The sequence below is a fragment of the Pseudomonas sp. GW821-FHT04C07 genome (genome assembly GCF_059420325.1).
The window spans coordinates 115,707-137,623 of record NZ_JBWKTM010000010.1 but is presented as its reverse complement, the minus strand read 5'-3'; the positions used below and the strand labels follow the sequence as shown (position 1 = coordinate 137,623).

19 protein-coding genes and 1 pseudogene are annotated in these 21,917 nt (G+C 60.6%); 15 read left to right on the top strand and 5 right to left on the bottom strand.

The window, feature by feature from the left end:
* Positions 1 to 53: 53 nt before the first annotated feature.
* Entirely contained in the window at positions 54 to 704 is a 651-nt protein-coding gene (locus AC07UI_RS19140) for an HD domain-containing protein (RefSeq protein WP_494993984.1), read from the bottom strand.
* Between the two features lie 179 nt (positions 705 to 883).
* Between AC07UI_RS19140 and AC07UI_RS19135 the strand changes: the two genes are divergently transcribed.
* The 6 genes from AC07UI_RS19135 to AC07UI_RS19110 all read left to right on the top strand — a co-directional run bounded on the left by AC07UI_RS19135 (position 884) and on the right by AC07UI_RS19110 (position 6,972).
* Positions 884 to 1,363 (top strand): GNAT family N-acetyltransferase, encoded by a 480-nt coding sequence (locus AC07UI_RS19135; RefSeq protein WP_494993983.1) that lies wholly within the window; start codon positions 884 to 886, stop codon positions 1,361 to 1,363.
* A 142-nt stretch (positions 1,364 to 1,505) separates the two neighbouring features.
* Positions 1,506 to 2,483: a 2-dehydro-3-deoxygalactonokinase gene (locus tag AC07UI_RS19130; RefSeq protein ID WP_494993982.1), complete on the top strand. Its 978-nt coding sequence runs from the start codon at positions 1,506 to 1,508 to the stop codon at positions 2,481 to 2,483.
* A 32-nt stretch (positions 2,484 to 2,515) separates the two neighbouring features.
* Entirely contained in the window at positions 2,516 to 3,136 is a 621-nt protein-coding gene (locus AC07UI_RS19125; RefSeq protein ID WP_494993981.1) for a 2-dehydro-3-deoxy-6-phosphogalactonate aldolase, read from the top strand.
* Positions 3,137 to 3,272: 136 nt separating this feature from the next.
* Positions 3,273 to 4,421 carry a galactonate dehydratase gene (gene dgoD, locus AC07UI_RS19120; protein WP_494993980.1) on the top strand — a complete coding sequence of 383 codons (1,149 nt, stop codon included), beginning with the start codon at positions 3,273 to 3,275 and terminating at the stop codon, positions 4,419 to 4,421.
* A gap of 178 nt (positions 4,422 to 4,599) precedes the next feature.
* Positions 4,600 to 5,910, top strand: coding sequence for an MFS transporter (locus tag AC07UI_RS19115; RefSeq protein WP_494993979.1), 1,311 nt, complete (start codon positions 4,600 to 4,602; stop codon positions 5,908 to 5,910).
* Between the two features lie 258 nt (positions 5,911 to 6,168).
* Positions 6,169 to 6,972 carry an IclR family transcriptional regulator gene (locus AC07UI_RS19110; RefSeq protein ID WP_494993978.1) on the top strand — a complete coding sequence of 268 codons (804 nt, stop codon included), beginning with the start codon at positions 6,169 to 6,171 and terminating at the stop codon, positions 6,970 to 6,972.
* Positions 6,973 to 6,984: 12 nt separating this feature from the next.
* Here the strand turns inward: AC07UI_RS19110 and AC07UI_RS19105 are convergent, their stop codons facing one another.
* On the bottom strand, positions 6,985 to 7,707 hold the full coding sequence (locus tag AC07UI_RS19105) for a FadR/GntR family transcriptional regulator (RefSeq protein ID WP_494993977.1): 723 nt from the start codon (positions 7,705 to 7,707) through the stop codon (positions 6,985 to 6,987).
* A gap of 90 nt (positions 7,708 to 7,797) precedes the next feature.
* The gene (locus AC07UI_RS19100) at positions 7,798 to 9,534 is read right to left on the bottom strand and encodes an IlvD/Edd family dehydratase (protein WP_494993976.1); all 1,737 of its coding nucleotides are present in this window, start codon (positions 9,532 to 9,534) and stop codon (positions 7,798 to 7,800) included.
* A gap of 272 nt (positions 9,535 to 9,806) precedes the next feature.
* Here AC07UI_RS19100 and araD1 point away from each other — a divergent pair, with 272 nt between their 5' ends.
* The 6 genes from araD1 (at position 9,807) to araH (ending at position 16,978) form a co-directional block, all read left to right on the top strand.
* Positions 9,807 to 10,799, top strand: a complete 993-nt coding sequence (gene araD1 / locus AC07UI_RS19095) for an AraD1 family protein (RefSeq protein WP_494993975.1) — start codon at positions 9,807 to 9,809, stop codon at positions 10,797 to 10,799.
* Positions 10,800 to 10,809: 10 nt separating this feature from the next.
* Positions 10,810 to 12,390 carry an aldehyde dehydrogenase (NADP(+)) gene (locus AC07UI_RS19090; RefSeq protein ID WP_494993974.1) on the top strand — a complete coding sequence of 527 codons (1,581 nt, stop codon included), beginning with the start codon at positions 10,810 to 10,812 and terminating at the stop codon, positions 12,388 to 12,390.
* Between the two features lie 51 nt (positions 12,391 to 12,441).
* Complete coding sequence (locus AC07UI_RS19085; protein WP_494993973.1) at positions 12,442 to 13,317, top strand: SMP-30/gluconolactonase/LRE family protein; 876 nt, start codon at positions 12,442 to 12,444, stop codon at positions 13,315 to 13,317.
* A gap of 64 nt (positions 13,318 to 13,381) precedes the next feature.
* The gene (locus AC07UI_RS19080) at positions 13,382 to 14,392 is read left to right on the top strand and encodes a substrate-binding domain-containing protein (RefSeq protein ID WP_494993972.1); all 1,011 of its coding nucleotides are present in this window, start codon (positions 13,382 to 13,384) and stop codon (positions 14,390 to 14,392) included.
* A gap of 63 nt (positions 14,393 to 14,455) precedes the next feature.
* Positions 14,456 to 16,000: an L-arabinose ABC transporter ATP-binding protein AraG gene (araG, locus tag AC07UI_RS19075; protein ID WP_494993971.1), complete on the top strand. Its 1,545-nt coding sequence runs from the start codon at positions 14,456 to 14,458 to the stop codon at positions 15,998 to 16,000.
* Positions 16,001 to 16,009: 9 nt separating this feature from the next.
* Entirely contained in the window at positions 16,010 to 16,978 is a 969-nt protein-coding gene (araH, locus tag AC07UI_RS19070) for an L-arabinose ABC transporter permease AraH (protein ID WP_123583067.1), read from the top strand.
* A gap of 199 nt (positions 16,979 to 17,177) precedes the next feature.
* Here araH and AC07UI_RS19065 read toward each other — a convergent pair whose 3' ends face one another.
* Positions 17,178 to 18,326, bottom strand: coding sequence for an aldose epimerase family protein (locus tag AC07UI_RS19065; RefSeq protein ID WP_494993970.1), 1,149 nt, complete (start codon positions 18,324 to 18,326; stop codon positions 17,178 to 17,180).
* A gap of 210 nt (positions 18,327 to 18,536) precedes the next feature.
* On the opposite strand from AC07UI_RS19065, the gene AC07UI_RS19060 reads away from it, so the two are divergent.
* Together AC07UI_RS19060 and AC07UI_RS19055 are read left to right on the top strand one after the other, a co-directional pair.
* The gene (locus AC07UI_RS19060; RefSeq protein WP_494993969.1) at positions 18,537 to 19,319 is read left to right on the top strand and encodes an SDR family NAD(P)-dependent oxidoreductase; all 783 of its coding nucleotides are present in this window, start codon (positions 18,537 to 18,539) and stop codon (positions 19,317 to 19,319) included.
* A gap of 146 nt (positions 19,320 to 19,465) precedes the next feature.
* A pseudogene (locus tag AC07UI_RS19055) lies at positions 19,466 to 19,581 on the top strand (IclR family transcriptional regulator); the annotation flags it as partial.
* A 15-nt stretch (positions 19,582 to 19,596) separates the two neighbouring features.
* On the opposite strand, the gene AC07UI_RS19050 reads toward AC07UI_RS19055, so the two are convergent.
* Entirely contained in the window at positions 19,597 to 20,649 is a 1,053-nt protein-coding gene (locus AC07UI_RS19050; RefSeq protein ID WP_494993968.1) for an NAD(P)-dependent alcohol dehydrogenase, read from the bottom strand.
* Between the two features lie 180 nt (positions 20,650 to 20,829).
* On the opposite strand from AC07UI_RS19050, the gene AC07UI_RS19045 reads away from it, so the two are divergent.
* Entirely contained in the window at positions 20,830 to 21,732 is a 903-nt protein-coding gene (locus AC07UI_RS19045) for an AraC family transcriptional regulator (protein WP_494993967.1), read from the top strand.
* Positions 21,733 to 21,917: the final 185 nt, after the last annotated feature.

Below are 21,917 nucleotides of genomic sequence, written 5' to 3'. Positions count from 1 at the left end.
TCTTGCAGACTTCAGGGTTAGTCAATAACGGAGTAAAGGACTGATTGATGCCGTCAGCACAAACCGATCTCCTCCATAAACTCCTCCATGAATCGCTTCAATCGTTCATGACGAATCTGCGCCAGCCGGCTGCCAGTCCGGGTCTGGAAGCCCGCAGCCAGGTGCAGCAGCTTGGTCTGGAAGTGATCGAGCGTGAAGCGCTTGTCGTCGTAATCGCGGGACTCTGCTTTGGGGTCCAATGGGTGGTAAAACGCGCTGCCCATTCGCCCGGAGACATAAAACGTCCGCGCCACGCCGAGCATTCCAAGGGAATCGAGACGGTCGGCGTCCTGCAGGATTCTTGCTTCCAGCGTCGTTGGCGTAATGCCCGCCGAGAAACTGTGGGTCTCGATGGCGTGGGCGACCGCGGCGACTTTATCTTCCGGCCAACTCAAGTCAGCCAACACCTGCGAGGCTTTCTGTGCCGCCAGACGCGAGGCCTGTGATCTCAACGGCGAATCCTTCTCCACTGCGACACAATCATGCAAAAGCACCGCTGCCAGCAGCACTTCGAGATCGCCACTTTCCTCTTTATGGATGACACGAGCGTTGTTCCAGACCCGATGCAGGTGCGACAGATCGTGGGCGCCATCCTCGGACGGCTCAAGCGCGTGGGGCAGGAGTGTTGCAGCAAGACTTTGCAGTGGAGCGAAAGCAGCGATCATTCGAAAATCTCGTTAGGAGTAAGACGATTAAACGTCGGGCGCAGGACCTGTGGCGAGGGAGTGGCTTGCTCCCTCGCCACAGTTGATCCGATGACCATAAACCAGGTTTTCATTTGAAATGTGACGAGCGCTCAGCGCCGACTTAGTATGGCTTTTTCACATCCGTACAAGGAAAGTCCATGACCATCGAAATCCGCCCAGCCGTGCCGAGCGATGCCCCGCAAATCCTCGCGTTCATCACCGAACTGGCGGATTACGAGCGCGCCAGGCACGAAGTCATCGCCAGCGTCGCCGACATCGAACGCAGCCTGTTCAACGAAGGCGCCACCGCCCATGGCCTGATCTGTCTGCGGGACGGGCTGCCGATTGGCTTCGCGGTGTTCTTCTTCAGCTACTCGACCTGGCTGGGGAGCAATTGCCTCTACCTCGAAGACCTTTACATCAACCCTGAACAGCGTGGCGGCGGAGCGGGAAAAAAACTCCTGCGTCACCTCGCACAAATCGCCTGCGCCAACGACTGCGGACGGTTCGAATGGAGCGTACTGGACTGGAACGAGCCGGCGATTCAATTTTACAAATCGATCGGTGCCCAGCCGCAGGATGAGTGGGTGCGTTATCGCATGGAAGGGGAAGCGTTGAGAGAGTTTGCCCAGGGGTGAATGGGCGCAATCCTCAAACCCTGTAATATTCCCTATATGTGGGATGCAAATTTATATATTGAGATATTAGTCTTCTCAGGTTTATAGTCGCCTGCATCAGCTCTACGCACTCACTGCTCAATAACAAATTTCAGGTGAAGCGATGCAGGCGCAATTGATCGCGCTCGATTGGGGGACAACCTCACTTCGGGCTTACAAACTCGCTGCCGGCGGCCAGGTGCTCGAACAGCGTTCGCTGTCGTCGGGGATCATGCAGTTGCCCGGTGCGCCGCGGATGATTGCTGGCCAGATGTGCGCCGATGGTTTCGAACTGGCCTTCGATGACGCCTGCGGTGACTGGCTCGATGCACAGCCCGATCTTCCAGTGATCGCCTGTGGCATGGTCGGCAGTGCCCAGGGTTGGGGTGAGGCCGCTTACTGCGACACTCCGGCGAATGTCGCCAATCTCGGCACCTCCTTGAAAACCCTGCACAGCCTGCGCGGCGTCGATGTGCATATCGTGCCCGGGGTGATCGAGCGTTCGCGGTTGCCGAATGTGATGCGCGGCGAAGAGACCCAGGTCCTCGGCGTGCTGCAGAGTCTGCCTGTCGGCGCGGGAGGCAATTTGTTGATCGGCTTGCCGGGTAGCCATTCAAAGTGGGTGGAAGTGGCCGGCAGCTGCATCGTGCACTTCGACACGTTCATGACCGGCGAGCTGTTCGCTGTGCTCAGTGAACACAGCATTCTGGGGCGTACCCAACAGCGCGGTGCGCCCTTTGATGGCGAGGCATTTGATCGTGGTGTGCAGGTGGCGCTGTCCGCTGACGGCGAGATCGGACCTCTTTCGACCTTGTTCAGTGCGCGTTGTCTTGGCCTGACGGGCGAGCTCAGTTCCACCGAGCAAGCCGACTATCTGTCGGGTCTGTTGATCGGCCATGAGCTCTCGGCCCTTGTCGGCGTACAGCGTCGTCGACGTCACAGCGATGAACAGCCCTCAATCATCCTTATCGGCAACTCCCAGCTCTGTGCCCGTTACAGCCGGGCGCTCGATACCTGCGGTTTTGCTCAGGTGAGCCTGGCCGAACACGCCACCGAACGCGGTTTATGGCACTTGGCCGAAGCGGCCGGGCTGCTCGGCTGAACCGTCTGCGTTCAACTACCAAGAGGTCTGACATGCTCAAGCAAGCACTGGCGAAAAACGGTCTGATCGCGATCCTTCGCGGCCTGCGCCCGCAAGAGGCGGCGGCCATCGGCGAGGTGTTGTATCAGGCAGGTTTTCGCGTCATTGAAGTGCCACTCAACTCCCCTGAGCCGTACGAAAGTATCCGCATTCTGCGCAGCATCTTGCCCGCCGATTGCCTGATCGGTGCCGGTACGGTGTTGACCCCCGAACAGGTCGAGCAAGTGAAGGCTGCGGGCGGGCAGGTGATCGTCATGCCTCACAGCGATCCTAAGGTTTTGCGTGCGGCCAAGGCAGCGGGGCTGTACTTGTCGCCCGGTGTCGCCACGCCAACCGAAGCCTTCGCCGCACTGGCCGAAGGCGCCGATGTCTTGAAGATGTTCCCGGCAGAGCAAATGGGCCCGGCGGTGGTCAAGGCGTGGTTGGCGGTGCTGCCGGCAGGGACGTTGCTGATTCCGGTAGGCGGGATTACGCCGGACAACATGCAGGTGTTTGTCGAGGCGGGCGTCAGCGGTTTCGGCCTGGGTTCCGGGCTGTTCAAACCGGGGCTGACACCTGACGAAGTAGCGGTCCGCGCCAAGGCTTATGTGCAGGCATGGAACGCGTTGCGTTAAGACAATCCCTGTAGGAGCCGAGCTTGCTCGCGATGGCATCACTGCGGTGAAACAGGCAGACCGCGCCGTCTGCATCGCGAGCAATCGAGCGTCGACCGGCTGCTCCTACATAGAGCTGATAACAAGAGAGCTGACGATGAAAATCACCAAACTGACGACCTTTATCGTTCCACCGCGCTGGTTGTTCCTCAAAATCGAAACCGACGAAGGCGTGACCGGCTGGGGCGAACCCGTGGTCGAAGGCCGGGCCCATACCGTCGCGGCGGCCGTTGATGAGCTGTCGGACTATCTGATCGGCAAGGACCCGCGCAACATCGAAGACATCTGGACCGTGCTCTATCGCGGCGGTTTTTACCGTGGCGGCGCGGTGCACATGAGCGCCCTGGCCGGGATCGATCAGGCGCTGTGGGACATCAAAGGCAAGGCGCTTGGGGTCTCGGTCAGTGATCTGCTGGGGGGACAGGTTCGTGACAAGATTCGCGTCTATTCATGGATCGGCGGCGACCGCCCGGCCGACACTGCGAGGGCTGCCAGGGACGCCGTCGAGCGTGGTTTCACCGCGGTGAAAATGAACGGCACCGAAGAGCTGCAATTCGTCGATACCTTCGAGAAAGTCGACCTGGCGCTGGCCAACGTCGCCGCCGTGCGTGATGCGGTGGGACCGAATGTGGGGATTGGCGTGGACTTCCATGGCCGGGTCCACAAACCGATGGCCAAGGTGCTGATGAAGGAACTCGACGCCTACAAGCTGATGTTCATCGAAGAGCCAGTACTCAGTGAAAACTATGAAGCATTGAAAGAGTTGGCGCCGCTGACCAGCACGCCAATTGCGCTGGGCGAGCGTTTGTTTTCCCGTTGGGATTTCAAACGGGTGCTCAGCGAGGGCTATGTCGACATCATCCAGCCGGATGCTTCCCATGCCGGCGGCATCACCGAAACCCGCAAAATCGCCAACATGGCCGAAGCCTATGACGTGGCGTTGGCGCTGCATTGCCCGCTGGGTCCGATTGCGCTAGCGGCGTGCCTGCAACTGGACGCGGTTTGCTACAACGCGTTTATCCAGGAGCAGAGCCTGGGTATTCATTACAACGAAAGCAACGACCTGCTGGATTACGTCAAGGATGCGCGGGTGTTCGACTACGACAAAGGTTTCGTGAAAATCCCGAACGGTCCAGGCCTGGGCATCGAGATCAACGAGGAGTACGTCATCGAACGCGCCGCCATTGGCCACCGCTGGCGCAACCCGATCTGGCGCCATGCCGATGGCAGTTTTGCCGAGTGGTAATAGTGGTCTGACCCAACACAGTTCCCCTGTGGGAGCGAGCTTGCTCGCGAAGACGGCGGCATGTGCAGCGAGGATGTTCAGGCATACCGCGTCGGCCCAATCGCGAGCAAGCTCGCTCCCACAAGGTATCAGCACAAGTCTTTGTATCGCCCTCAATAATCATAAGAAGAGGCACCCCATGCATCCTGAGATTTTCACCGGGCAGGCGTCGTTGGTGACGCCGAGCCGCAAGCGTCTTTTCATCATGGTCCTGCTGTTCATCACCGTGGTGATCAACTACCTGGACCGCAGTAACCTGTCGATTGCAGCTCCGGCGCTGACCAGCGAACTGGGTATCGATCCGATCCATGTCGGGCTGATCTTCTCCGCGTTCGGCTGGACCTACGCCGCCATGCAGATCCCCGGTGGCTGGCTGGTGGACCGGGTGCCGCCGCGCATCCTCTACAGCGTTGCGCTGCTACTGTGGTCGGTGGCCACGGTGATGCTCGGTTTCGCCGCCAGCTTCATCGCGCTGTTCGTTTTGCGCATGGCCGTGGGCGCGCTGGAAGCACCTGCCTATCCGATCAACAGCCGGGTGGTGACCACCTGGTTTCCCGAGCGTGAGCGCGCGACCGCTATCGGCTTCTACACCTCCGGGCAGTTCGTCGGGCTGGCCTTTCTGACGCCCGTATTGGCCTGGCTGCAACATCAATACGGCTGGCACATGGTATTCGTCAGCACTGGTGCGGTGGGGATTCTCTGGGCGGCCGTGTGGTACGCGGTGTATCGCGAGCCACGGGATTTCAAGGGGGCCAATCTGGCGGAAGTCGAGCTCATCCGTGAGGGCGGCGGGCTGGTCGATATCCAGGCCGAGACGGCCCGGCGCAAGGCACCGTTCAACTGGACGGACCTGGGCACTGTGTTGAGCCAACGCAAGTTGTGGGGCATCTACCTCGGACAGTTCTGTCTCAATTCGACGTTGTGGTTTTTCCTGACCTGGTTTCCGACCTATCTGGTGAAATATCGCGGCATGGACTTCATCAAGTCCGGCCTGCTGGCGTCGCTGCCGTTTCTCGCGGCGTTCATTGGCGTGCTCTGCTCGGGGTTCTTCTCCGACTGGCTGATCCGCCGCGGCGCGACGATCGGTTTCGCCCGCAAGTTGCCGATCATTGGCGGGTTGCTGATTTCCACCTCGATCATCGGTGCCAACTTTGTCGAATCGACGCCGTGGGTGATCGCCTTCCTGGCGCTGGCGTTTTTCGGCAACGGGCTGGCTTCGATCAGCTGGTCGCTGGTCTCGACCTTGGCACCGGCACGCTTGTTGGGGCTGACGGGCGGGGTGTTCAACTGCATCGGCAATCTGGCGGCGATCGCCACGCCGATCGTGATCGGCTTTCTCGCCAGCGGCGACTCCTTCGCCCCGGCGATCACCTACATCGCCGCGCTGGCGTTGATCGGCGCCCTGTCCTATGTGTTGCTGGTAGGCAAGGTTGCGCGAATCGAGCTCTAGGCTCTGTACGATAACTGCCTGCGCGACGATCATGCTGCGTTAAAACAGGCTCGGACGAACGAAGTGAGAACGTCCGAAGGACGGCCCGAAGGGCGAGCGAAGCGAGTAATGCTCATTTACAACCCGTAAACTCCGCTTCCTCGCCTGTTTTTGCCTTGCCTGATCGCCGCTCGGCGAGTTCTCGTACAGACCCTGGCAAGCGCAAGACCGGGCGACCATAATGCCGCCGGTTCCCTCGCTGATTGTTGAAGGCCAGATATGCAGGAAGACGTCGCAAAAAACGCCAAGGACGCCGCGCCGACAGGTACCCAGACGCTGCTACGCGGCCTGGGGGTGGTTCAGGCCGTGGCCAGTGGTGCTCGCGACCTCAAGGAAATTGCCCGGCTGATCGGGACCACCCGCAGCACCACCCATCGTCTGGCCAGTTGCCTGGTGGAGGAGCGCTATCTGCGGGTCGTGCCGCAAATCGGTTACCTGCTGGGGCCCAAGCTGATCGAGCTGGGTTTCCAGGCGCGCGAAGCGCTGCCGCTGGTGACCCTGGCCGGGCCGTATCTGGACGAGTTGTCGGCGTTGACCGGCGATACCATTCACCTGGCGATTCGTGAAGACGACGACGTGCTGTACCTGCACAAGAATCCCGGGCGCAATGGTCCGGAAATGCGTTCGCGGGTCGGTCATCGCATGCCCTTGGCGCGCACCGGGATCGGCAAGGCGCTCATGCTTGATGACTCGCCGCAGGAGTGGCAGCGCCTGTATCGGACCAGCTTGCCGGCGGGCGGGCAAAACCAGTTATGGCCGCAGCGCCCGGAGCCATCCTGGGAGCAATTCCAGCAGCGCATGCTGGAGTATGTGGCGGGCGGCTACGCCTTTGACCTGGAAGACAATGAACCGTCGATCCGCTGTGTCGCGGCGCCGGTACGCGATGCCAGCCGGCGAATCGTCGCCGGGATCAGTATTGCCAGTACCGTACCCTATATGCCGCTGGAGAAAATGGCCGAGCTGATTCCGTTGATCAAGCAGGTCGCCGCCCGGCTTTCCGCCGAGTTGGGGGCCAAGGCCTGAGCCGGGCCTGCGTTACAGCGGGGTAAGGACATTCATCACGGTATCCAGAGCGACGCGGGTGTCGTCAAGTTGCACCAGCGAGGCATGCCGGGCACCGAGGGCGTCACGATTCTTGATGGCAGTCAGTATCGCCTTGTGCCGGGGCAGGCTGAGCCTTTGAATGTCGGGGCGCCGGTTGGTGATACTGATTGACTCGCGCAGCGGCAGCGAAAGCATGTTGCACATGTAGGCGAGCAAGTCGTTGCGGGTCGCGTCGGCGATCGCATGGTGAAAATCCAGGTCCGCCTGCAAGAGGTTCTCGTGGGTCTTTGCCGTTTCCATGGCCTGGTAGGCTTTTTCGATGATCGCGATGTCGGCATCGGTCGCCGTAGTGGCGGCCATTGCGGCGATTTCCGGCTCAAGGATTCGGCGTACGCCCGACAAGGTGTTGAAGAACTCGCTGTGAGGTGTGGACTGCATCAGCCAGGACAGCACGTCGGGATCCAGCAAGTGCCATTTCGAGCGTGGGCGCACTAGTGCGCCGACCCGTGGCTTGGAGTACACCAGCCCCTTGGCGCTCAGCACCCGGGTGGCTTCGCGCAGCACCGACCGACTGACCTGATAGGTCTCGCACAGCGTTGCCTCCTGGGGCAATCGTTCTTCCGGCTTGAGGCGTCCGGAGACAATGTGCATGCCCAGTTCCTGGACGATCTGGGCATGCATGCTCTTGCGTGGCTTGGGGGACTGCTGATCCATGACAGGGGCGCTGCTCTGACGAAATACACGGCATCATAACATCGCTGCCATCTCTATCAGGCGCTCCTGTACGCCTGAACCGATTCACTATCAGTGTGAATGACGCGGCACCTCCGCGCCGCGGCAACCCACCAGAAAGTCGAAGTCGCAGCCCTGGTCCGCCTGTAGCACGTGGTCGATGTACAGCTGGCGATAGCCGCCCGCGATCAGTTTCTGTGGCGCGTGCAGGTCGGCCATGCGCGCCGCCAGCTCGGCGTCCGGGATGTCCAGGTGCAGACGCCCATTGGCACAATCGAGTTCGATCCAGTCGCCTTCTTTCACGGCGGCCAAAGGTCCGCCGGCAGCTGCTTCCGGGGCGACGTGCAAGACTACGGTGCCGTACGCCGTGCCGCTCATGCGTGCGTCGGAAATCCGCACCATGTCGGTGACGCCTTGGGCCAGCAATTTGGCCGGCAAGCCCATGTTGCCTACTTCCGCCATGCCGGGATAACCCTTGGGACCGCAGTTTTTCATCACCAGGATCGAGTCGGCATCGACGTCCAGCTCCGGGTCGTTGATCCGCGCCTTGTACATGTCGAAGTTCTCGAACACCACCGCACGGCCGCGATGCTGCATCAGTTCGGCGCTGGCGGCGGAAGGCTTGAGCACGGCGCCGAGAGGGGCCAGGTTGCCACGCAGCACGCAGATGCCGCCGTCCGCACGGATTGGGTTGGAGAGGGGGCGGATCACTTCGTCCTGGCCGTAGATCGGTGCCTCTCTGGTGTTGTCGCCGATCGACTTGCCATTGACGGTCAAGGCGTCGGGATGAGGAATCAGGTTGGCTTCGCCAAGGCGGCGCAGCACGGCCGGCAGGCCGCCGGCATAGTAGAACTCTTCCATCAGGAAACGCCCGGACGGTTGCAGGTCGACAATGGTCGGCATGCCGCGACCGATGCGGGTCCAGTCATCCAGTTCAAGCTCGACGCCGATGCGTCCGGCGATGGCTTTCAAGTGAATCACCGCGTTGGTCGAGCCGCCGATGGCAGCGTTGACGCGAATGGCATTTTCGAAGGCTTCCTTGGTGAGGATCTTCGACAGTTTCAGGTCTTCGCGAACCATCTCCACCGCGCGCATCCCGGACATGTGCGCCAGGACATAACGGCGCGCATCCACCGCCGGAATCGCCGCGTTGTGGGGCAGGGAGGTGCCCAGTGCCTCGGCCATGCAGGCCATCGTGGAGGCGGTGCCCATGGTGTTGCAGGTCCCCGCCGAGCGAGACATGCCGCCCTCGGCCGCCAGGAAGTCGTCGATGCTGATGGTGCCGGCCTTGACCTGTTCGCTGAGTTGCCACACCACGGTACCCGAGCCGATGTCCTGGCCCTTGTGCTTACCGTTGAGCATCGGCCCGCCGGTGACGACGATGGCGGGGACGTCGCAACTGGCGGCGCCCATCAACAGCGCCGGCGTGGTCTTGTCGCAGCCGGTCAGCAGCACCACACCGTCGATCGGGTTGCCGCGAATGGCTTCCTCGACGTCCATGCTCGCCAGGTTGCGGGTGAGCATGGCGGTGGGGCGCAGGTTCGACTCACCGTTGGAGAACACCGGGAACTCCACGGGAAAGCCGCCGGCCTCGATCACCCCGCGTTTGACATGCTCGGCAATCTGGCGGAAGTGCGCGTTGCACGGGGTCAGCTCCGACCAGGTGTTGCAGATCCCGATGATGGGCTTGCCATGGAACTGATGGTCGGCAATGCCCTGGTTCTTCATCCAGCTGCGGTACATGAAGCCGTTCTTGTCGGCGGTACCAAACCACTGGGCGGAGCGCAGGTCGGGTTTTTTATCAGACATGGCTAGATCTCTTATAGTAAGACTATATTGTTCTTTTCTGGCGCTAACATAAGCGTAAATTCCCATGTTTGGAAGTCTTGCTGAGTAAATAGTAATACTATATAGTCGTTTGCAACTGAGGTATGACCCTGGCGGTTTTCCGCGAGAGGCGTCCCCGAGCTTCCATAAAAACAACAATTGGAGATCGATCCCATGGGTCAGGAGCTGCGACCGATTCGTCGCATCACGCTGAAACCAAAGCTTTTCCTGAGCCCGCGATCAGGAGAAGGTTCATGCGTTTAGTTCAGTTCGAATTGAGTAACGGCGAGCGCCGGGTCGGCGTGGTCGAGGACGGTCTGGTCCGTGAAGTGCAATCCGCGCGCACGGTGCGCGAGCTGGCGCTGGCCGCCATCGAGACGGGCGTCGATCTGCGGCAGCAGGTCCAGCGCCTCGGCCTGGGGGGGAGTCACGATTATGCGCAATTGCTGGCCGAGCTCAGGATACTGGTGCCACTGGATCACCCGGACCCGGCGCATATGCTGGTCAGCGGCACCGGCCTGACCCATCTGGGCAGCGCGGCGGCACGGGACAAGATGCATCAGCAGGCCGGTGACGACAGCGCGATGACCGACACCATGCGGATCTTCAAGTGGGGCGTGGAAGGCGGTAAACCCGCTGCCGGTCAGGTCGGTGTGCAACCGGAATGGTTCTACAAGGGCGACGGCAGCACTGTCGTGCGTCCGGGTCAGGCATTCGCGCTGCCGCCATTCGCCGAAGACGCCGGCGAAGAGCCGGAAATCGGCGGCCTGTATGTCATCGGCCACGACGGCAAGCCTTATCGCCTGGGGTTTGCCGTGGGCAACGAGTTCTCCGATCACGTGATGGAGCGCAGGAATTACCTGTACCTGGCCCACTCCAAATTACGCAATTGCAGTTATGGTCCTGAACTGCGGGTCGGTGAACTGCCCCAGCACCTGGCTGGCAGCAGTCGCATTTTGCGTAATGGCAAGGTCGTATGGCAGAACGAGTTCCTCAGTGGCGAAGCCAATATGTGCCACAGCCTGGAAAACCTTGAATACCACCACTTTAAATACCGTCAGTTCCTGCGGCCGGGGGATGTACACATTCACTTCTTCGGCACCGCGACCCTGTCTTTCGCAGACGGTATCCGTACGCAGCCGGGCGATGTGTTCGAAATCAGTCAGGCGGAGTTCGGCGCGCCCTTGATCAACGGTATCGCCAGCGGCGACGCGGAGCTGGCCCCCGGTCAAGTAGGCACACTTTAAGGAGACAGGCATGACTCAGATTCTTGGTCACAACTACATCGGCGGCCGGCGCAGTGCGACCGGCACCGTGACCCTGCAGAGCTTCGACGCGCAGACTGGCGAAGCATTGCCCCATGCTTTCCACCAGGCGACGGCGCAGGAGGTCGATGCCGCCGCCAATGCTGCCGCGACGGCCTACCCGGCCTATCGAGCCTTGAGTGCGCAGCGTCGCGCGTATTTCCTGGCGTCAGTGGCCGATGAACTGGATGCGCTGGACGATGAGTTCATCGCCCTGGTTTGCCGTGAAACCGCGTTGCCCGTTGCACGCATCCAGGGCGAGCGCAAGCGTACCAGTGGCCAGATGCGGCTGTTCGCCGACGTGCTGCATCGTGGCGATTTCTACGGGGCGCGCATCGATCGGGCGTTGCCTGATCGCCAACCGTTACCGCGCCCGGATCTGCGTCAGTACCGCATTGGCCTGGGGCCGGTGGCGGTGTTTGGCGCGAGCAATTTTCCGCTGGCGTTTTCCACTGCCGGCGGCGACACGGCTGCGGCGCTGGCGGCCGGTTGTCCCGTGGTCTTCAAGGCGCACAGCGGGCACATGGCGACCGCCGAACGGGTCGCCGATGCGATCATCCGGGCGGCCGAGGCAAACGGAATGCCCGCCGGCGTATTCAACATGATCTATGGCGCCGGGGTCGGTGAGGCGTTGGTCAAGCATCCGGCAATCCAGGCGGTCGGTTTCACCGGCTCGCTCAAGGGCGGTCGAGCGCTGTGCGACATGGCGGCGGCACGCCCGCAACCGATCCCGGTGTTCGCCGAGATGTCGAGCATCAACCCGGTGATCGTGTTACCCCAGGCGCTGCAAGCGCGGGCAGATACCATCGCCCGTGACCTGACCGCCTCGGTGGTGCAAGGCTGCGGTCAGTTCTGTACCAACCCGGGCCTGGTGATCGGCATCGGTTCACCGCAGTTCACTGCGTTCACTCGGCAGGTCGCGCAACTTATCGGCGACCAGCCCGCCCAGACCATGCTCAACACCGGCACGTTGAGCAGTTATGGCAAAGGCTTGCAAAGGCTCCTTGCGCACCCTGGCATCGAGCACCTGGCCGGCCATCCACAAGCGGGTAATCAGGCGCAGCCACAGTTGTTCAAGGCTGATGCGAGTTTGCTGGTCAATGGTGATGAAGTGCTGCAGGAAGAAGTGTTCGGTCCGACCACCGTGTTCGTTGAAGTGGCCGATCAGGCGCAACTCAGCGCCGCATTGCACGGGCTGCACGGCCAACTGACGGCGACGATCATTGGCGAAACCGCGGACTTCGCGCAGTTCAGCGAGCTGACGCCGTTACTGGAGCAGAAGGTCGGTCGCATCTTGCTCAACGGTTATCCGACCGGTGTCGAGGTCTGTGACTCGATGGTGCACGGCGGGCCTTTTCCGGCGACCTCGGATGCCCGTGGCACGTCAGTGGGGACCCTGGCCATCGACCGTTTCCTGCGCCCGGTGTGCTTTCAAAACTACCCCGACAGTTTGCTCCCGGACGCATTGAAAAATGCCAACCCGTTGCGCATTCAACGTCTGGTGGATGGACAGCCATCGCGTGACCGGCTGTAACGCGCGCAAGCTCGTCAGCGCCCGAAAAACAGTAACTATCCAGGAGGCTTCATGGTGTGGACCGCAGTGACCGAACACCGTGCGCAACTGGGCGAGGGTCCGTTCTGGGACGCGCCCGGCCGGGCCCTGTATTGGGTCGATATTGCCGGCCAACAGGCATTACGCCTGAGTGGCGAAAATCTGCAGGTCTGGCAACTGCCGGAGCCTGTGTCGGCGTTCATTCCCTGCGAAAGCGGCGATGCGTTGGTGACCCTGAGCAGCGGCGTGTATCGCCTTGACCTGAGCTCCACACAAGCGGCGCCGCGCCTGTCCTTGCTCTGCGTCGCCGATTCGCAACCGGGCAATCGTCCCAACGAGGCCCGTTGCGATGCCGGGGGCAGGCTCTGGCTGGGCACCATGCAGAACAACATCGGGGAGCAGGGCGAAGACCTGCCGGTCCTGCGGCGTTCCGGTGGCTTGTTCCGTATCGACGCCGATGCGCGAGTCACGCCGCTACTGCGTGGCCTGGGTATTCCCAATACCTTGCTTTGGAGCGAGGACGCCACGCAGGTGTATTTTGGCGACAGCCTGGACGGCACGCTGTATCGGTATTCGATCGGTATCGACGGCCAACTCGATCCGCCCCGGAAGTGGTTCGGGCCGCACCCGCGCGGTGTCCCGGACGGTTCGGCCATGGACGCCGAAGGCTATCTCTGGAATGCCCGCTGGGACGGCGGTTGCCTGCTCAGGTTGGCGCCCGACGGCGAGGTCGACCGCGTGATCGAGCTCCCCGTCAGCCGACCCACCAGTTGCGTGTTCGGTGGCAAGGATCTGCGAACCTTGTACATCACCAGCGCCGCAAGCCCGCTCAATCATCCGCTGGACGGGGCGGTGCTGGCCATTGAGGTCGATATCGCCGGGAAAATCTGTCACCGATTTGCAGGATAAATTTCAAACATCAGGCTGCACTGGTTCACAGCTCGCACTCACAACAACAACAAGGAGTCACCTTATGAATCGTCGTCATCGTGTAATCCGTTCCCTGTGCAGTATCGCCCTGGCGGCATCGGCCGTCAGCATGAGCAGCCTGTTGCTGGCCGCCGCCGAGCCCGCGAAGATCGGGTTTCTGGTCAAGCAAGCGGAGGAGCCCTGGTTCCAGACCGAATGGGCTTTCGCTGAAAAGGCCGGTAAGGACAAGGGCTTTACCGTGATCAAGATCGCCGTGCCGGATGGCGAGAAAACCCTCTCGGCCATCGACAGCCTCGCCGCCAACGGCGCCAAGGGCTTCGTGATTTGCGCGCCGGATGTGTCCCTGGGCCCTGCGATCGTGGCCAGGGCCAAGGCCAATGATTTGAAAGTGATTGCGGTGGATGACCGCTTCGTCGATGCCGGCGGCAAGTTCATGGAGGACGTGCCCTACCTCGGCATGGCCGCCTTCGAAGTGGGCCAGCAGCAGGGCGCCGCCATGGCTGGCGAAGCGAAGAAGCGCGGTTGGGACTGGAAAGACACCTACGCGGTGATCACTACCTACAACGAACTCGATACCGGCAAGAAACGTATCGATGGGTCAGTCAAATCCCTTGAAGACGCCGGCCTGCCGAAAGACCACATCCTGTTTGCACCGCTCAAGACCCTCGACGTGCCGGGCAGCATGGACGCCACCAACTCGGCACTGGTGAAGCTGCCGGGTACGGCGAAAAAACTGATCGTCGGCGGCATGAACGACAACAGCGTACTGGGCGCCGTGCGCGCCACCGAAAGCGCCGGTTTTGCCGCAGCCAATGTCATTGGTATCGGTATCAATGGCACCGACGCCATCGGCGAATTGAAGAAGCCCAACAGTGGCTTCTTCGGCTCGATGCTGCCCAGTCCGCACCTTGAGGGTTACAACACCGCGAGCATGATGTTCGAGTGGGTCACCACCGGCAAGGAACCCGCGAAATACACCGCGATGGACAAGGTGACACTGATCACGCGTGACAACTTCAAGCAGGAACTGGAAAAGATCGGTCTGTGGAACTGAGGTCGGTTGTTTTCCTCGGCGGCCTTGGTGACAAGGCTGCCTGATCGGTGTGATGAGGTGGTTATGCATGCGCAATTGAACAAACAACAGCACAGTGCCGGCGGCAGTCTGTGCTTCAACGGTATTGGCAAAACCTTTCCCGGGGTCAAGGCGCTGGACTCTATCAGCTTTACTGCCCACCCGGGGCGGGTGCATGCCCTGATGGGCGAAAACGGTGCAGGCAAGTCGACCTTGCTCAAAGTCCTCGGCGGTGCCTACAGCCCCAGCAGCGGAAGCCTGCAGATCGGCGAGCAGACGATGGTCTTCAAGTGCGCCGCCGACAGCATTGCCTGCGGAGTGGCTGTCATCCACCAGGAGTTGCACCTGGTGCCGGAAATGACCGTGGCGGAAAATCTGTTTCTCGGGCATTTGCCGACCCGTTTCGGTGTGATCAACCGCCGTGCTTTGCGCGAGCAGGCACTGGCCTGTCTCAAGGGCCTGGCCGATGAAATCGATCCGCTGGAAAAGCTCGGCCGTCTGTCCCTGGGGCAACGGCAGTTGGTGGAGATCGCCAAGGCGTTGTCCCGTGGCGCCCATGTGATTGCCTTCGACGAACCCACCAGCAGCCTGTCGACCCGGGAAATCGAGCGCTTGATGGCGATCATCGGGCGCCTGCGGGCAGAGGGCAAAGTGGTGCTGTACGTTTCCCATCGCATGGAGGAAGTGTTCCGTATCTGCGATGCGGTGACCGTGTTCAAGGACGGTCGTTACGTGCGCACGTTCGAGGACATGAGCGAGCTGACCCACGATCAGTTGGTCACCTGCATGGTCGGTCGCGACATTCAGGACATCTACGACTACCGACCTCGTCAACGGGGCGAGGTGGCGCTCAAGGTCGATGGCCTGTTGGGGCCTGGCTTGCGCTCCGCGGTGAGTTTCGAGGCGTATAAAGGCGAGATTCTCGGCCTGTTCGGGCTGGTCGGTGCCGGGCGCACCGAGCTGCTGCGCCTGCTTGGCGGTCTTGAGCGCAGTACGGCTGGAAGCCTGCGGCTGTGCGGTGAGGAACTGAAGCTGCGCTCGCCGCGCGATGCCATTGCCGCCGGTGTCCTGCTGTGTCCCGAGGACCGCAAGAAAGAGGGCATCGTGCCGCTTGCGAGCGTTGCCGAGAACATCAACATCAGCGCACGCGGCGCTCATTCCCGGTTTGGCTGGCTGTTGCGCGACAGTTGGGAGAAGAGCAACGCCGACAAGCAGATCAAGGCGTTGAAAGTGAAAACGCCCCATGCGGCGCAGAAAATCATGTACCTGTCGGGGGGCAATCAGCAGAAGGCCATTCTGGGTCGCTGGCTGTCGATGCCGATGAAGGTGCTGCTGCTCGACGAGCCGACGCGCGGTATCGATATCGGCGCGAAAGCCGAGATTTACCAGATTATCCATAACCTGGCCGCCAGCGGGATTGCGGTGATCGTAGTGTCCAGCGACCTGATGGAAGTGATGGGCGTCTCCGACCGCGTCCTGGTGCTTTGCGAAGGCGTGATGCGCGGCGAGAAAAACCGCGAACAGGCCAATGAATCCAACTTGCTGCAACTGGCCTTGCCGCGCCAACGCGCTGACGGCCAGGTGAACTGAGAGGTGACTATGACAACCCAAAACAACGCGTTGCCGACGACGCACAAACCCCTGGATGTGCGCGCCCTGCTCGATAATTGGGCGATGCTGTTGGCGGCACTGGGGATCTTTGTGCTCTGCACCCTGCTCATCGACAACTTCCTCTCGCCCCTGAACATGCGCGGCCTGGGGTTGGCGATTTCCACCACGGGCATCGCCGCGTGCACCATGTTGTATTGCCTGGCGTCCGGACATTTCGACTTGTCGGTGGGCTCGGTGATTGCCTGTGCCGGGGTCGTTGCCGCGGTGGTGATGCGCGACACCGACAGCGTGTTGCTCGGTATCGGCGCGGCGCTGCTGCTGGGGCTGCTTGTCGGGCTGATCAACGGGATCGTGATTGCCAAGCTGCGGATCAACGCGCTGATCACAACGTTGGCGACCATGCAAATCGTGCGTGGCCTGGCCTATATCTTTGCCAACGGCAAGGCAGTCGGCGTGTCCCAGGATCAGTTCTTCATCTATGGCAATGGCCAGTTGTTCGGCGTGCCAGTGCCAATCCTGATCACCATCGGCTGTTTCCTGTTTTTTGGTTGGCTGCTCAATTACACCACCTATGGGCGCAACACCATGGCCATTGGCGGCAACCAGGAAGCGGCGCTGCTGGCCGGGGTCAACGTCGACCGGACCAAGATCATCATCTTCGCCGTGCACGGGGTCATCGGTGCCTTGGCCGGGGTGATCCTGGCTTCGCGCATGACCTCCGGCCAGCCGATGATCGGCCAGGGTTTCGAATTGACGGTGATTTCCGCCTGCGTGCTGGGTGGGGTGTCGTTGAGCGGCGGGATCGGCATGATTCGGCACGTGATTGCCGGGGTGTTGATTCTGGCGATCATCGAGAATGCCATGAACCTGAAAAACATCGACACGTTTTACCAGTACGTGATTCGGGGTTCCATTCTGCTGTTGGCCGTGGTGATCGACCGCATGAAACAACGCTGATCGCGGTTGTTCAATGTGGGATGTTCTATGCGTTCCATGTGTTCACTGGGGACTAGGGGGGGTATGTAGGAGCTGTCGAGCCTTGGCGAGGCTGCGATAGCGGTGGGTCAGGCAACATCAACGTTGACTGTACTGCCGCTATCGCAGCCTCGCCAAGGCTCGACATCTCCTACAGGTTCAGGGGCGTTCAGGTTCAGGTTCAGTCGGCCGAGAACTTCAGGACGGTGTTCTGGGCATACGTCTGGCCTGGATCCAGCCGTGTGCTAGGGAAGCCCGGCTGGTTCGGCGAGTCGGGGTAGTGCTGGGTTTCCAGGGTGAATGCGCTCCAGTGTCCGTAGGCCTTGCCAGCCTTGCCCTTGACCGAACCGTCGAGGAAGTTGCTGGTGTAGAACTGCACCCCGGGTTCGCTGGTGTAGAGCTGTAAGCGACGGCCGGATTGCGGGTCGCGCACATCGGCGGCGAGTTGGCTGACATCACCCTTGGCATCCAGGACCCAGTTGAAGTCAAAACCACCTTGTTTCGGCTCGGCGAATTTGAGTTGCGGATGATCATCCTTGATGCGCTGGCCGATGGCGGTCGGTTGCCGAAAGTCCATCGGTGTGCCGGCTACCGGGGCCAGTTCACCGGTTGGAATCAAGGTGCCGTTGACCGGTGTGTAATGGCTGGCGTGCAAGGTGGCGAGCTGTTTGAGCACGTCACCGTTACCGGCCCCGGCGAGATTGAAGTAACTGTGGTTGGTGAGGTTCAGCACCGTGGGTTTGTCGGTGGAGGCCTTGTACTCGATGCGCAGCTCGTTATGGTCGTTGAGGCTGTAGGTGATCTCGACCTTCAGGTTGCCGGGAAAGCCCATCTCACCGTCTGGCGACAGGTAGCTCAAGGTCACACCGACCGAATCCTTGCTGTTGACCGGTTGTGCTTTCCAGACGCGCTTGTCGAAACCCAGCGCACCACCGTGCAGCGAGTTGGGGCCATCGTTGAGCGGCATCTGGTAACGCTTGCCGTCCAGTTCGAAGGCACCCTGGGCCAGGCGATTGCCGTAGCGTCCGATGGTCGCGCCGAAGAATGCCTTGCCGCTCTGATAACCCTGGACATCGTCAAAGCCCAGTACCACGTCTTCGAACTTGCCGTTCTTGTCCGGCACTTTCAACGATTGCAAGACGCCGCCGTAGGTAATGACCGTGGCTTGCATGCCATGGCTGTTGCGCAACACATATTGCTCGATGGCGGTTCCATCATGGGTCTTGCCAAAAGCCTTGTGTTCGCTGGACAGGCCACCGGCCTGGACGCCGAGGCTGGCCATCATCAGGGAAAGGCCGAGGCCGGAAAGCAGGTGTCGGGATTGCGGCATGGTTGAACGTCCTTTTGTTGTTTTGAGTTTAATAGTTCTACTAATTAGCGATATTTTGTCGAAAATGCAGTAAATTTATAGTCTTAAAGACTGATTTTGCAATATAAAGTAAGACTAATTTGGTGGCTGGCGAAAATGATCCATGAGTGCCCGAGCGCACCATGAGTCCCGCTGCTTGAATCGAAGTGCCTACTGTGGAGTAACCGTCATATGACTAATGAAACGGGCGCCGGCGTGCCGGCCGTGTACACCGACCTCAAAGATAAAACCGTATTGATTTCCGGCGGTGCCTCGGGGATCGGTGAGGCCATGGTTTGCGCTTTTGCCCGGCAGGGAGCAAAGGTTGCGTTCGTGGACATGGCCAAAAGCCAAGGTGAGCAGTTGGCGGCCCAATTGTTGGCTGAGGGCCATAGGGTCGAGTTCGCTCACTGTGATATCACTGACGAGAGCGCTTATAAGGAGGCGATTGGACGCTTTGCGCAGACCCTGGGGCCTGTGAATGTCCTGGTGAACAATGCCGCCAATGATGTCAGGCACACCTTGGATGAAGTTGACTCGGAGACTTTCGACAAACTGATTTCCGTCAATTTGAAGCATGCTTTTTTTGCCGCCCGGGCGGTGGTCCCCATGATGAAGGCCGCCGGGGAGGGCGCGATCATCAATCTGGGCTCCATTGGCTGGATGATGGCCTCCAGTGGATACCCGGTCTACGCGGCCAGTAAAGCGGCAACCCACGGCATGACCAGGGCGTTGGCACGGGAGTTGGGGCCATGGCGTATCAGGGTCAACACCCTGGTTCCAGGATGGGTGATGACAGAAAAGCAGCTCGCGTTCTGGGTTGACGATGCCGCCAGGGAGTTGATTAGCCGCAGCCAATGCCTGCCGGGTAACGTGGAACCTTTCCATATAGCAAACATGGCGCTTTTCCTGGCCTCCGAGGCGTCTTCCATGTGTTCGGCGCAAAACTTCATCGTCGATGGTGGTTGGGTCTAGGCGTTTGGTGCACCCTCAAAAAAACGGCTGTATCAAAGGCAGTGAACGATAGTCCCCTCTGCGCTCGGCGTAGAAGGCCGGCTCGACCAGCGTCCCTGTGGGTTGTTTGAGCGGGCCGTTTCGCCGATGAGGTCTTCGTGCCCAGCCAAAGCACCGCCAGCACGGTGCCATACATGCCGCTGGAAAAAAAATGGCCGAGCTGATTCCCCTGATCAAAGGGGGCGCGGCTCGGCTATCGGTAGAGTTAGGGGGTAAGGTATAAGCCGCTAACGTCTGATCAGACCTTCAAGGTCGCCATGTCGATGACGAAGCGGTACTTCACGTCACCGGCGATCATGCGGCTGTAAGCCTCGTTGATCTGGCGGATGTCGAGCATTTCGATGTCGCAGGTGATGTTGTGCTCGGCGCAGAAATCCAGCACTTCCTGGGTTTCTGCGATACCACCAATCAACGAGCCGGCCAGCACTCGACGACCCAGTACCAGTTTGGCGGCGTGGATGGGCGGATCGATCGGCTCGATCAGGCCGACGAGGATGTGCACGCCGTCGAAGCGCAGCGTATCGAGGTAGGGGTTGAGATCGTGCTGCACCGGAATGGTGTCGAGCAAAAAGTTGAACTGTCCGGCTGCGGCCTTCATCTGTTCGGCGTCGGTGGAGACGATTACGTGGTCCGCACCCTGGCGACGACCTTCTTCGGCCTTGCTCGCTGAGCGGGTGAACAACGTCACTTCAGCGCCCATGGCTTTGGCAAACTTGATGCCCATGTGACCGAGGCCGCCCATGCCGAGAATCCCCACTTTGTCGCCGGCTTTCACGCCGTAGTGTTTGAGCGGTGAGTAGGTGGTGATGCCCGCGCAGAGAATCGGCGCAGCGCTGGCCGGGTCGAGTGTCTCGGGGATACGTACGACGAAGTGCTCGCTGACTACGATGCTGTCGGAGTAACCGCCCATGGTGTTGCTGCCGTCGACCCGGTCCGGGGTCGCGTAGGTCAGGGTCGGACCTTCGAGGCAATATTGCTCGAGGTCGGCATGGCAGGCTTCGCAGTGGCGGCACGAGTCGACCATGCAGCCGACACCGACCAGATCACCCACCTTGTGGGCGGTGACATTGGCGCCGATGGCGGTGACTTTGCCGACAATTTCGTGGCCGGGCATCAGTGGGTAAACGGCGATGCCCCATTCGTTGCGGGCCTGGTGGATGTCGGAGTGGCAGACGCCGCAGTAGAGAATCTCGATCGCTACGTCGTCGGCACGCGGGCTGCGACGTTCGAAGGTCATCGGGGCTAGGGGAGTGGTGGCTGACTGGGCGGCGTAACCGATGGCGGTATACATGGTGAACCTCGCAAAAGCAGTGACGGGGGAGGTGGGGGATTTTCCGCGCCGTCCGCCTCACCGGCCATGACGATTCCTCCGCGTCTTATGCCTATTCCTCCGGCATCCTCGGTGGATAGGTCGCATTGGCGCTCAGACCTGCGATGATGCTTTCATCCCTTTTTTCGTGAAGTTTTTGCCATGTTGTTGACCCGTCATCTCGATGCCAATGCCGCGTTGGTTGCGCTGATTCAGCCGTTGGCGACCCGTGATGGTTTCGTGCCGACACGCTTGCCCGGCGTGCATGTACTCAGAGCCAGTTGCGATGTGGCGCGTGGCCCGCAGATCTATGAGCCGAGCCTGATGATCATTGCCCAAGGCAGCAAAGTCGCCTATCTGGGCGCGCGTACGCTGGAATACGGTGCCGGGCATTACCTGATTCAGGCACTGCCGGTGCCTTTCGAATGCGAAACGTTTGCCATGGCTGATGCGCCATTGCTCGGGGTTTCGATTGCCATCGACCGCGCGCTTTTGGGCGAACTGGTGTTGGCTATGGGGTTGGCTATGGGGTTGGTGCATGGGCGCAATACGCCTGCGCAAACCCCCGAATCCATGACCTCGGCGGTACTCGATGACGGCATGCGTGGCTGTGTCGAGCGCTTGTTGCACTGCCTGCACGATCCGCTGGAGTGTCAGGTCATGGGGCAGGCGCGGTTGCGTGAGTTGTTGTTCGTGGCGTTACGCGGTCCGCAGGCTGATGTGCTGCGGGCGTTGGTCGAGCAACAGGGACAATTTGCCCGGATTGCGGCGTCCTTGAGTCATTTGCATGCGCACTTCACCGAGCCGCTGAACGTCGAGACGCTGGCCAGTTGCGCGAACATGAGTACGTCGACCTTTCATGAGCATTTCAAGCGCAGCACCTTGTTGTCGCCGGTGCAGTATTTGAAGCGCTTGCGTTTGCTCAAGGCGCAGCAGTTGTTGCTGTCGGAAGGGCTGGGAGTGGCGCAGGTTGCGCATCGGGTGGGTTATCAGAGCACGTCGCAATTCAGTCGCGAGTACAAGCGCTACTTTGAGCGTAATCCGGGGGATGAGCGGGTGGCTTAGATTTCAGGCGCCGCGAGGTCTCCGTAGCAGCTGGCGAAGCCTGCGTTCGGTGCGGGCTGCGTTCGGACGAAGCGGTTGCAAGCCAGACGGCTCAATTTATCAGGGTAATCGCGTTTTGAAGTTTCACGACCGCTTCGCGGCCGAACGCAGGCTTCGCCAGCTGCTACAAGGGGCGGTGTGTTTTC